Source organism: Promicromonospora sp. NPDC057488 (assembly GCF_042802395.1).
Classification (GTDB): domain Bacteria; phylum Actinomycetota; class Actinomycetes; order Actinomycetales; family Cellulomonadaceae; genus Promicromonospora.
This window is the reverse complement of sequence record NZ_JBHVEG010000061.1, coordinates 22,341-32,947: the sequence shown is the minus strand read 5'-3', so window position 1 is coordinate 32,947 and position 10,607 is coordinate 22,341. Positions and strand designations below refer to the sequence as shown.

Genomic DNA, 10,607 nt, shown 5'->3' with positions numbered 1-10,607 from the left:
GCACAGGCCTGTGCCGACCTCGATGCAGAGTGCCGACTTTGCCCGGCAAACTGCCGACCCCGCGCGACAAGACGCCGCCACGCCCAGCAGAGTGCCGACCCAGCCCAGCAGACTGCCGACCTCAGGGGGCGAGCAGTGGCTACCCGCGGCTCGCGAGGACCAGGCTCGTCACCGCCGCAGCCAGGTCGCGCAGGCGGGACGCGGTGCGGGGGATCAGGTCGTCCAGCTTGATCGGCCCCGGCGCGATCGAGAACGCCGCCGCGATGCCGGCCGCCCGGGCCTGCGCCTCCGGGAGCAGCACCTGACCGGCCAGCACCACGACGGGCGGCCGGGTGGGCGACGCCGCAGCCAGGCGCGCGACGCCGTCGGCCACCTTGCCGTTGACCGACTGGGAGTCGAACGACCCCTCCCCCGTGATCACCAGGTCGGCGTCCTCGAGCGCGGCGGGCAGGCCCACGGCGTCGGCGACCAGGACGGCGCCGGGGGTGGTCTCGGCGCCGAGCACGGCGACCAGCCCGGCGGGGACGCCGCCGGCGGCGCCCGTCCCGGGGAGCTCGGCGACGGCGGTCCCGGTCTCCCGTTCCAGCAGGTCGGCCCAGTGCCGCAGGGCGCCGTCGAGGAACTCGGCCTCGCCGTCGCGGGCCCCCTTCTGCGGGCCGAACACCTGCGCGGCGCCGTGCTCGCCGACCAGGGGGTTGGTCACGTCGACAGCGAGCCGCCAGCGCACCTCGCGCGCCCGCGGGTGGAGCCCGGTCAGGTCGAGGGACGCGACGGAGGCCAGCCCCTCGCCGCCGTCGGGCACCTGGTTGCCGTCGCCGTCCAGGAGGCGGGCGCCGAGGCCGGTCAGGATGCCGGCGCCGCCGTCGGTCGAGGCGGAGCCGCCCAGGCAGACGAGGAGCTCTGTGACGCCCGCGTCGAGCGCGGCGCGGGCGAGGTCGCCGGTGCCGCGGGTGCTCGCGTGCAGCGGTTGCAGGGGCACGTCGGAGACGCCGGGCAGACCGCTGGCCTCGGCGAGCTCGACGACGGCGGTGCGCCCGTCGGGCGACATCGCCCAGCGGGCCGACGTCGGACGCCCGATGGCATCGACGGTCTCGGTCACGTGCGCCGCGCCGCCCCAGACGGCGAGCAGCGCGTCGAGGGTGCCCTCGCCGCCGTCGGCCATGGGCAGGCGCGTGACGACGGCGCCGGGGGCGGCGTCCGAGGCTCCCTCGGCGATCGCGGACGCGACCTCGGACGCGGACAGGCTGCCCTTGAACGAGTCCGGGCAGACGACGATGTGCAGCGGCTCCACGGGCCGATCGTAGGCCGTCGCGGCGCTCAGGCCGCCAGGATCTCGGCCACCGGGACCGCCTCGGCCTCGAACGCCTCGGCCACCCCGGCGTTGGTGATGTGCCCGGCGTGCGTGCTCAGGCCGCGGGCCAGGGCGTCGTCGGCCCGCAGCGCGTCGCGCCAGCCGCGGTCCGCGAGGGCCACGACGTAGGGCAGGGTCGCGTTGGTCAGCGCGCGGGTCGACGTCGCCGGCACCGCCCCGGGCATGTTCGCCACGCAGTAGTAGAGGGTGTCGTGCACGGCGAAGGTCGGGGCGTCGTGGGTGGTGGGGCGCGAGTGCTCGAAGCAGCCGCCCTGGTCGATGGCGATGTCGACCAGCACCGCGCCCTGCTTCATCGTCTTGACCATGGCGTCGGTGACGAGCTTGGGCGCGGCGGCGCCGGGGATCAGCACCGACCCGATGACCAGGTCGGCGGACGCGACCTGGTCGGCCACCTCGTACGTCGTCGAGACGCGGGTGCCCACCGCGCCGCCGAACCGCGCCTCGATGCGGCGCAGGGCGGGCAGGGAGACGTCGAGGACGGTCACGTCGGCGCCCATGCCGAGCGCGTTCGCGGCCGCGTGCTCGCCGGCCACTCCGCCGCCGATCACCACGACCCGGGCCCGCGGCGTGCCGGGCACCCCGCCCATGAGCACGCCCGTGCCGCCCTGCGGCCGCATCAGGTGGTAGGCGCCGACCTGCGCGGACAGGCGTCCGGCGACCTCGCTCATGGGGCTGAGCAGCGGGAGCGATCGGTCGGCGAGCTGGACCGTCTCGTAGGCGATGGCGGTGGTGCCCGCGGCGAGCAGCGCCTGGGTGCAGGGTGCGGACGCCGCGAGGTGCAGGTAGGTGAACAGCGTCTGGTCAGGCCGCATGAGCGCGTACTCGGGCTCGATGGGCTCCTTTACCTTGACGAGCAGGTCGGCCGCGGCCCAGACCTCCTCGGCGGTGTCGATCGTGCGCGCGCCGGCGAGCCGGTAGGCGTCGTCCTCGAAGCCCGAACCCCGCCCGGCGCCCGCCTGCACCAGCACGTCGTGGCCGCGGCGGACCAGCTCGTGCGCACCGGCGGGCGTGAGCGCGACCCGGTGCTCGTTGTTCTTGATCTCGGTAGGAACGCCTATGTTCATGGATCGACGGTAAGCACCGTCCGGTGTGCGGGTACAGACCACGTTTCTGAATAGAATGTTCGGCGATCCTGCACAAGGATGTGCCCATGCTCAACCCCTGGCGCCTGCGCCTCCTGCACCAGCTGCACCTGCTCGGCACGGTGCGCGCCGTCGCCGACGCGACCCACCTGAGCCCCTCCAGCGTCTCGCAGCAGCTCTCCACGCTGGAGACCGAGGTGAAGGCCCAGCTCTTCGAGCGGGTCGGACGGCGCATCCGGCTCACGCCCGCCGGTGTCGCCCTCGCGGGTCACGCCGCACAGATCCTGGACCGCATCGCGGCCGCCGAGGCCGACATCGCCGACCTGCACTCGGAGCCCACCGGGGTGGTGCGGCTGTCGGCGTTCACCAGCGCCTTCCACGGGATCGTGGTCCCGGCCGTCGCGGCCCTCACCGAGCAGCACCCGCGGATCCAGGTGCAGCTCACCGAGGCGGAACCGCAGGTCAGCCGAGGTGCGCTCCAGCGCGGCGAGGTGGACGTGGCCATCTGCGCGGACTTCCCGGACGCCCCCGTGCCGCCCGACGCCGACCTGGCCCGCCTGCCGCTGACCGGCGACCGGGTGGTGCTCGTGACGGCGCGGGACACGGCGGTCGGCGAGCGCTCGGGCCGGGTGGACCTGACGAGCCTCGCGGGCGAGCCCTGGGCGTTCGAGCACCCCGGCGCGCACCTGGCCGACCTCGCCGAACGCCTCTGCCGGCGAGCCGGGTTCACGCCCAGGGCCGTGGCCCGGTTCGAGAGCCACGGCACGCTGCTGAGCCACGTCGAGGCCGGCCTGTCGATCACGCTGCTGCCGCTGCTCGCGGTGCACGACCGCTACGCCGTGCGGACCCTGGACCTCGTGGACCCGCCCCGGCGCGACATCCACCTGGTGGCGCGCCGCACCACGATGGACCGGGCAGCGGTGCGCATCGTGGTGGAGGCGCTGCGTGGTCAGGCGCGTTCGGCCTGATCAGCGGCCCGTTCAGGGCGGCTCATGGGCGGCTCGACAGCAGGGCCGGCTCAGAAGTCGTCGATGTCCGCCTGCGCCCCGCGCAGCGCGTCCGCGAGCTGGCGCAGGTGGTCCAGGTCCTCGGCGTCCAGCGCGGGACCCACGTAGTGCGCGATGGAGCGCACGTGCCGGCGGCCGAGCTCCTTCTGCGTCGCCGTGCCCTCCGGCGTGAGGCTGACCAGCACGCCCCGGCCGTCGTCGGGCGAGGGGTGGCGGCGCACCAGGCCGCGCTTCTCGAGCCGCTCCACCATGCGCGACAGCGAGGACTGCGCCATCAGGATGTTCTCGTTGAGCTCCCGCAGCCGGAGCGTCTCGCCGGGGGCGAGCGCGAGCGTGAACAGCACGTCGTACTCACGCATGCTCAGGTCGCCCCAGATGTCGTCCGCCAGGAGCCGGCGCATCACCGTCACCTGAGCGCGAAACAACGACTCCCACGCCTCGGCGGCCTCCCGCGCCGAGGGCACCCGTCGCTCGGTCATCAGCGTGCCCACCTTGTCATCTTCGGCACGCTACCTGACTGAACTTTCAGTCACCTACCCGGGCGCGTGGTGGCGAATTTCACCATGCGAATTCATGGCTCGCCCGCAGTTCCGGGCCGTTCGCGGGGAGCGGTGCTCAGCGCCCGAGGCGGCGCTCCCGCAGAGAGAAGTCGCGCAGCGCGCGCAAGAAGTCGACACGCCGGAACGCGGGCCAGTACGCCTCGCAGAAGTAGAACTCCGTGTGCTGGCTCTGCCACATCAGGAAGCCGCCGATGCGCTGCTCGCCGGAGGTCCGGATGACCAGCTCGGGGTCGGGCTGCCCCTTCGTGTACAGGTGCTCCGCGATGTGCTCGACGTCGATCGACTCCGCGAGGTCCGCGAGCGTGGCGCCGTCCTTGGCGCGCTCCGTGAGGTAGGAGCGCACGGCGTCGGCGATCTCGGTGCGGCCCCCGTAACCGATGGCGACGTTGACCTGCAGCCCCTTGACCCCGGCGGTGCGGTCGGCGGCGGCGCGCAGGGCGGCGGCCAGGCGCGCGGGGAGCAGGTCGAGCCGCCCGATGACGCGCAGGCGCCACCGGCCCGACTCGGCGAGGTCCGTCACGGCGTCCTCGATGATGTCCAGCAGGTTGCTCAGCTCGTCGGCCGAGCGGCTCAGGTTGTCCGTGGAGAGCATCCACAGCGTGACGACCTCGATGCCGAGCGAGTCGGCCCAGCCCAGGAACTCGGTGATCTTGTCGGCGCCGCGGCGGTGCCCGGTGGCCGCCGTCTCGCCGAACGAGCGCGCCCAGCGGCGGTTGCCGTCGAGCATCACGCCGATGTGCCGGGGCAGTGTTGCGCCGTGCAGGGCGAACGCGAGGCGTCGCTCGTAGAGGCGGTACAGCGGGCTGGGCAGGCGCACGGATACCTCAGTGATTCGGGGCCGTCGGCCCGCTGTGCGCGGTCCGGACGGCAGCTCTGACGCTGGGCTCTGTACCCGGCAGGACGTGGACAAAGGTACCCCTCGAACACGCACGTTCCCGCCGCCCAGCGGCGTTCCGGGGCTCCGGACGGGCGACTCCCGCCAACCCGGCGCAGGATCTTCACAAGGCCCCTGTCCGGCCGCCGGCGCCCTAACCTACGCTAGAGTAAGTTACGCGACCGTAGGTTGTGCCCCGGCACCCGGAGGGGCACCGGTCGCCGACGGTGAGGAGTGCACGTGGTCGCAGGAGCAGACGGGCCCGACCGTCCGGCCAGCCGCATGGACGAGGTCACGCACAAGGTCTCGGAGACGCTGCAGGACATCTCCACCTCGGTGTCCTCGACCGTCGAGAAGGTCGAGAAGAAGGTCAAGCCCCGCCTGCGCGGCTGGATCCACGCCGGCACCTTCCCGCTCGCCCTCGCGGCCGGCATCGTGCTGATCGCCCTGGCCCCGACCGTACCCGGCAAGATCTCGGCGTCGGTGTTCGCCCTCAGCGCCTGCCTGCTCTTCGGCGTCTCCGCGGTCTACCACCGCGGCAACTGGTCCCCCCGGACCGAGGCGGTGCTGCGCCGGCTCGACCACACCAACATCTTCCTGATCATCGCGGGCACCTACACGCCGCTCGCGGTCATGCTTCTGCCCCGCGACCAGGGCACGGTGCTGCTCGCGCTCGTGTGGAGCGGCGCGCTGCTCGGGCTGCTCGCCCGGATCTTCTGGCTGAACGCGCCCCGCTGGGTCTACGTGCCGGTCTACCTCGCCCTCGGCTGGGTCGCCGTCGCCTACATGGGGCAGTTCTGGGCCACCGGCGGCCCGGCCGTCGTCTGGCTCATCGCCGCGGGCGGCGTCTTCTACACGGCCGGCGCCATCGTCTACGGCACCAAGAAGCCCGACCCCAACCCGGCCTGGTTCGGCTTCCACGAGATCTTCCACGTGTGCACCGTGCTCGGGTTCGCGTGCCACGTGGTCGCGATCTACCTGGCCAACCTCGCCGTCTGAGGGCCCTCGAGCCCGTCGAGGAACAGCTCCTCGAAGAGCGCGCCGTCCGCCGCCGTGCCCACCCTCTGGGGCGTCCCGCCGGCCACGCTCACCGTGCGGCCCGACGACGGCCCGTCCAGCACCACGTCGACCGGGCGCACCCGGTAGTCCACGCCCTGCCCGGTCACGAGCGACACGGCCGCCAGGGCGTCCCACCAGAACATGACCCCCTGCCCGATCAGCTCGGGCATGCCCGGCTGCGTCACGATGGCGTGCACCGTGCGGGCCTCGTAGCTCGTGGCCTGCGCCCCCAGGTGGCCCACGAAGGACGGCGTGATGGGCGCGTGGTTGGTCGCGTCCAGCCCCACCACGCTCACACGGGCCCGCGGCACGGTGGCGAGCACGTGGTCGGCCGCGGCCGGGTCGATCCACATGTTCACCTCCTGGGTGTTGTCGAACCCCGCGGTGGTCGAGCCGAACAGGTTGCCGCCCACGTCGAACGCCCCGCCCATGACGACGACGCGGCCCAGCCGGTCGCGCAGCGTGCGCGGGCTCATCCGGTCCAGCGCGGCGGACACGTTGCTCAGCGGCCCCGTGGCCAGCACGGTCACCGGGGTCCGCGAGGCCTGCACGGTGCGCGCGATCAGCTCCGCGGCCGACGTCGGCCCGGGCATGTCGGGCGCGTCCGCGTCGCCGAGCGCGCCCGACAGCACCTGCTCGAAGAGCTCGCGCGCCTCGGGCGGCGGCTCGTTGACCCAGTCCGGGGAACCGTCCGCGACCGGCACGTCGGCCAGGCCGCAGCCGGCCAGGATGGTGCGCGCGTGGGTGAGCGACCGGCCCGGCGTGCCGACGCCGTTGTTCACCACCGTGACGGCGCGCAGGTCGATCAGCCCCTGCTTGTCGGCCTGGCACAGGTACAGCAGGGTCGCGGCGTCGTCGAAGTCCAGGTCGGAGTCGTAGACGACGGGTACGGGCCGGTACCCCGCGCCGTGCGCCCCGCCGGGCTGCCCGACGGCGGCGGCCGGCGTCACCGTGGCACCCGCCACGCCCAGGGCGAGCGCCGCCGACGCGAGTGCGCGAACGCTGGACGAGAACCTGCGGCCGACCACCATGACTCGCTCCCTCCGACGACGGATGGAGCCATGGTGCTCGCGCGGCCCGCGCCTGCCCACGTCATTCGGCGCTGCCCGAAGACGCTCAGGCGCCGGTGGGGACGACGGTGTAGCGGCGGTTCGCCAGCGACGGGTTGGTCTGCCGCACGGTTGCGAGGGGTGCGGGGTCCAGGTCCACCGTGCGGTAGGCCTGCTCCTCACCCATCTCCAGCCCGACGACGCCGTCCGGCCCCGCCAGCAGGGTGCGGCCGGTGACGCCCTTGCCCGTCATACCGACGCCGATCACGACCGCCGTGTTCTCGATGGCGCGGGCCGTCAGCAGCGTGCGCCAGTGCTCGGCCTTGAGCGGCCCCGCGACCCAGGCGGCCGGGTACACCAGCACGTCCGCCCCGGCGTCGACCACACGGCGGGCCGACTCGGGGAACCGCAGGTCGTAGCAGGTCAGCACGCCGAAGGTGAGGCCGCCCAGGCGGAGGGTGACCGGCTCGGCGTCCGCCGGACCCGGCTCGAGCAGCTCCGACTCCTGATAGCCGAACGCGTCGTACAGGTGCACCTTGCGGTACACCCCGGCGAGCTCTCCGGCGGCGTCGACCACGACCAGCGCGTTCGCCGCGCGGACGCCGTCGGTGCCCGGCAGCGTGACGCCCGCGATCACGGCGATGCCGTGCTTGCGGGCGCGCTCCCGCAGGAGCGTGACGAACGGTCCGTCGAGGGGCTCGGCGTGCTCGGGACCGACGCCCCGCGGGTCGTAGGCCGACGCGTACTCGGGGAGCACCAGCAGGCCCGACCCGGCGCGCGCGGCGACCTGGAACGCGTCTACGGCTGTCTCCCGGTTGGCCGCGTGGTCGTCGCTGACCGCCACCTGGGCGACGGTCACCCGCACGACGCCGGGCGCGACGCCGCCGTCAGGCACCCGGACCGCCGCGCTCGCCCGTGGCCGGCCCGTCGGCGGGACTCTCGGCGGAACCGGCGGTGTTGTTCGCGGCGTCGGGCGACGCGCCCGGCTGGGTGCCGGGCTCGCCGCCGGCGAAGTCCGGCTCGCCGTCCGTGCGCCGGAAGCCGATGCCCTCGGGCTGCTCGATCGGCAGGCCCTGCTGGCGGGCGTTGTGCCCCGCCTGGCGCAGGTGCTTGCTCATGTTCAGGAACAGCGCCACGCACGCGAGCGCGAGCGCGAACGTGATGACGAAGCCGATCAGGCCCGGCGAGACCTGCCAGGTCTCCAGGCCCGGGCGGAGCTGGCCCTCGGTCGGGTTGGGCGACGGTTCGGTCGCGGCGGCGAGCACGCCGGCGATCAGGGGGCTCATGCGGCCACCTCCGAGCGGACGCCCTCGAACAGGTCTTCCTCGTACTCGCCCGCGGCGCGCTCGGGCAGCGGGACCCGGGACTCGGCCAGCTCGTACTCGTCCCACGGCCACACGTCGACCTCGAGGTCGCGCGGTACCGCGAAGAAGAACCCTGTCGGGTCGATCTGCGAGGCGTGCGCCGTCAGGGCGGCGTCGCGGTTCGGGAACCAGTCGGCGACCGGGACCAGGGTGGTCACGGTGCGCTCGGGGATCTCGCGCGCGTCCCGCGACTCGACCCACTCGCCGAAGGGCGACTCGAGCCCGGCGCCCTCGATGGCCTCGTGCACCGCGCGGATGCGCTTCATCGAGAACCCGTGGTTGTAGTACAGCTTGAGCGGCTCCCACGGCTCCCCGGTGCCCGGGTAGCGATCGGGGTCGCCTGCCGCGGCGAAGGCCTCGAAGGACACGTCGTGGCACTTGATGTGGTCCGGGTGCGGGTAGCCGCCGGACGGGTCGTACGTGGTGATGACGTGCGGCCGGAACTCGCGCACGGCCCGCACGAGCGGCTCCGCGGCCTCCTCGAGCGGGACCAGCGCGAAGCAGCCCTCGGGCAGCGGGGGCAGCGGGTCGCCCTCCGGCAGGCCGGAGTCCACGAAGCCCAGCCACTGCTGGCGCACGCCCAGCGCCTCGGCGGCGCGGGCCATCTCCAGCCGGCGCACGGCCCGGCGGCCCTCGATGGTGTCGAACTCGTGCCCCTCGGGCACCTCGAACGACGGGTTCAGGATGTCGCCCCGTTCGCCCCCGGTGCACGTCACGACGAGGACCTCCACCCCCTCTGCGGCATAGCGGGCCATGGTGGCGGCCCCCTTGCTCGACTCGTCGTCAGGGTGCGCGTGCACCGCCATCAGACGGAGCGGCTCGCGCTCGGGTACGGACACTGGGTCCTCCTGTGGGGCAGGGACTGGGACTGAGTCTGAGAGTCGGAGCGTCTGGGAGACAATCACTCTCATGGACCATGATGGTCCACGGACAATCTTGCTACGAACCACCGACACCCCCGATCCGAGCGAGCAGTGATGACCGACCAAGACCCCGCCGTCCCGACCAGCGACGCGAACGCGCCGGACCTCGCCGCGCGCTACGGCCGCGGCGGCGCCGGGACACGGCACCGGGCCGGGCACCCCGGCCAGGACGACCCGTGGGACGAGGGCGACGGCGTCCGGCCGCGGCCCAAGCTGTCGGTGGGCGCACGGATCGCGGTGGGCCTGGCGCTGGCCGCCGGCGTCGCGATCGCGGCGTGGTTCACCATCGTGGACACCCAGCGCGAGCCCGTGACCTTCGTGGACGTGGGCTTCTCGGTGGAGAGCCCCGAGGAGGTGCGGGTGACGTTCGACGTCAGCATGCCGCCCGGGACCGAGGCCGTGTGCACGGTGACCGCCCTGAGCCGGAACTTCGCCGAGGTCGGCGCGGTCGACGTCGAGGTGGGCCCGGAGTCGGGCCGCACCACGCGGAAGACGGTGACGATCGCCACGACGGAGCTGGCGACCACGGGCGTCGTCGACCACTGCGACCAGCCCTGAGACCGGCTCCGCGCAGGAGCGCGGGGCGTCCGCTGACAGCGGAACCGGGGAAAGTCTTGGCACGTCTTTCCCCTTAATTGGTATTCTCGTCGTTTCACACGCTGTGTTGACCGGCTGGCGCGTGCCCGATCCGCTCGTCGGCCGGGACCTGCGCGCTGCCAAAACTGTGGCTCGAACGAGCAACGACGAAAGGAGAGCCCCCGTGGCCGACATCTCTGTCACCTGGCTCACCCAGGAGGCGCACGACAAGCTCAAGGCTGAGCTGGAGAATCTCTCCGGCCCTTACCGGTCGGAGATCACCGAGCGTATCGCCGCTGCCCGTGACGAGGGCGACCTCAAGGAGAACGGCGGGTACCACGCCGCTCGTGAGGAGCAGGCGAAGAACGAGGCACGCATCCTCGAGCTCACCGAGAAGCTTCGCAACGTCCACGTCGGCACCCCGGCGGACGACGGCAAGGTCGAGCCCGGCATGGTCGTGACCGCCATCGTCGCCGGCGACGAGATGAGCTTCCTCTTCGGCTCGCGCGAGATGGCGGGGTCCACCGACCTCGACGTCTACTCGCCGACGTCGCCGCTCGGCGCCGCCATCGACGGCAAGTCGATCGGCGCGAAGACGAGCTACCACGCGCCCAACGGGCGCGACATCCCCGTGGAGATCACGGGCGCGAAGCCCTTCCAGGGCTGACGAACCACCCCCGGCGGGCCTGTCGGTCGTGCGGATCACCCCGGTGACCCGCACGGCCGGCAGGCCCGCCGGCG

The 10,607-nt window shown here is 73.3% G+C and carries 12 protein-coding genes; 4 read left to right on the top strand and 8 right to left on the bottom strand.

What is annotated here, in order from left to right:
• Positions 1–139: 139 nt before the first annotated feature.
• On the bottom strand, positions 140–1,291 hold the full coding sequence (locus ACFU5G_RS14600) for a glycerate kinase (RefSeq protein ID WP_377245676.1): 1,152 nt from the start codon (positions 1,289–1,291) through the stop codon (positions 140–142).
• Between the two features lie 26 nt (positions 1,292–1,317).
• Positions 1,318–2,436 carry an alanine dehydrogenase gene (gene ald / locus ACFU5G_RS14595; RefSeq protein WP_377245673.1) on the bottom strand — a complete coding sequence of 373 codons (1,119 nt, stop codon included), beginning with the start codon at positions 2,434–2,436 and terminating at the stop codon, positions 1,318–1,320.
• Positions 2,437–2,522: 86 nt separating this feature from the next.
• Between ald and ACFU5G_RS14590 the strand changes: the two genes are divergently transcribed.
• The gene (locus ACFU5G_RS14590) at positions 2,523–3,422 is read left to right on the top strand and encodes a LysR substrate-binding domain-containing protein (RefSeq protein WP_020017004.1); all 900 of its coding nucleotides are present in this window, start codon (positions 2,523–2,525) and stop codon (positions 3,420–3,422) included.
• 50 nt (positions 3,423–3,472) lie between these two features.
• Here the strand turns inward: ACFU5G_RS14590 and ACFU5G_RS14585 are convergent, their stop codons facing one another.
• Both ACFU5G_RS14585 and ACFU5G_RS14580 read right to left on the bottom strand, forming a co-directional pair.
• On the bottom strand, positions 3,473–3,940 hold the full coding sequence (locus ACFU5G_RS14585; protein WP_026365974.1) for a MarR family winged helix-turn-helix transcriptional regulator: 468 nt from the start codon (positions 3,938–3,940) through the stop codon (positions 3,473–3,475).
• A 136-nt stretch (positions 3,941–4,076) separates the two neighbouring features.
• Entirely contained in the window at positions 4,077–4,838 is a 762-nt protein-coding gene (locus ACFU5G_RS14580; RefSeq protein WP_377245670.1) for an isoprenyl transferase, read from the bottom strand.
• Positions 4,839–5,135: 297 nt separating this feature from the next.
• On the opposite strand from ACFU5G_RS14580, the gene ACFU5G_RS14575 reads away from it, so the two are divergent.
• On the top strand, positions 5,136–5,894 hold the full coding sequence (locus ACFU5G_RS14575) for a hemolysin III family protein (protein ID WP_377245667.1): 759 nt from the start codon (positions 5,136–5,138) through the stop codon (positions 5,892–5,894).
• Here ACFU5G_RS14575 and ACFU5G_RS14570 read toward each other — a convergent pair.
• The 4 genes from ACFU5G_RS14570 to mca form a co-directional block, all read right to left on the bottom strand.
• Complete coding sequence (locus ACFU5G_RS14570; protein ID WP_377245664.1) at positions 5,870–6,985, bottom strand: nucleoside hydrolase; 1,116 nt, start codon at positions 6,983–6,985, stop codon at positions 5,870–5,872. The genes ACFU5G_RS14575 and ACFU5G_RS14570 overlap by 25 nt on opposite strands.
• An 85-nt stretch (positions 6,986–7,070) precedes the next feature.
• The gene (locus ACFU5G_RS14565) at positions 7,071–7,898 is read right to left on the bottom strand and encodes a carbon-nitrogen hydrolase family protein (protein ID WP_377245661.1); all 828 of its coding nucleotides are present in this window, start codon (positions 7,896–7,898) and stop codon (positions 7,071–7,073) included.
• Positions 7,891–8,289, bottom strand: coding sequence for a hypothetical protein (locus ACFU5G_RS14560; RefSeq protein ID WP_377245658.1), 399 nt, complete (start codon positions 8,287–8,289; stop codon positions 7,891–7,893). Before ACFU5G_RS14560 ends, ACFU5G_RS14565 begins: the two co-directional genes overlap by 8 nt.
• Positions 8,286–9,173, bottom strand: a complete 888-nt coding sequence (gene mca, locus ACFU5G_RS14555) for a mycothiol conjugate amidase Mca (protein ID WP_377245679.1) — start codon at positions 9,171–9,173, stop codon at positions 8,286–8,288. Before mca ends, ACFU5G_RS14560 begins: the two co-directional genes overlap by 4 nt.
• Positions 9,174–9,344: 171 nt before the next feature.
• Here mca and ACFU5G_RS14550 point away from each other — a divergent pair, with 171 nt between their 5' ends.
• Complete coding sequence (locus ACFU5G_RS14550; protein WP_377245655.1) at positions 9,345–9,848, top strand: DUF4307 domain-containing protein; 504 nt, start codon at positions 9,345–9,347, stop codon at positions 9,846–9,848.
• Positions 9,849–10,050: 202 nt separating this feature from the next.
• Positions 10,051–10,533 carry a transcription elongation factor GreA gene (gene greA / locus ACFU5G_RS14545; RefSeq protein ID WP_377245652.1) on the top strand — a complete coding sequence of 161 codons (483 nt, stop codon included), beginning with the start codon at positions 10,051–10,053 and terminating at the stop codon, positions 10,531–10,533.
• The last annotated feature ends 74 nt before the right edge of the window (positions 10,534–10,607 follow it).

Bases quoted from the DNA above. Each gene is read 5' to 3' on its own strand.
- ACFU5G_RS14590 (WP_020017004.1), top strand. From the start codon at position 2,523: ATGCTCAACCCCTGGCGCCTGCGCCTCCTGCACCAGCTGCACCTGCTC.
- mca (WP_377245679.1), bottom strand. From the start codon at position 9,173: ATGGCGGTGCACGCGCACCCTGACGACGAGTCGAGCAAGGGGGCCGCC.
- ACFU5G_RS14550 (WP_377245655.1), top strand. From the start codon at position 9,345: ATGACCGACCAAGACCCCGCCGTCCCGACCAGCGACGCGAACGCGCCG.
- ACFU5G_RS14585 (WP_026365974.1), bottom strand. From the start codon at position 3,940: ATGACCGAGCGACGGGTGCCCTCGGCGCGGGAGGCCGCCGAGGCGTGG.
- ald (WP_377245673.1), bottom strand. From the start codon at position 2,436: ATGAACATAGGCGTTCCTACCGAGATCAAGAACAACGAGCACCGGGTC.
- ACFU5G_RS14560 (WP_377245658.1), bottom strand. From the start codon at position 8,289: ATGAGCCCCCTGATCGCCGGCGTGCTCGCCGCCGCGACCGAACCGTCG.
- ACFU5G_RS14570 (WP_377245664.1), bottom strand. From the start codon at position 6,985: ATGGTGGTCGGCCGCAGGTTCTCGTCCAGCGTTCGCGCACTCGCGTCG.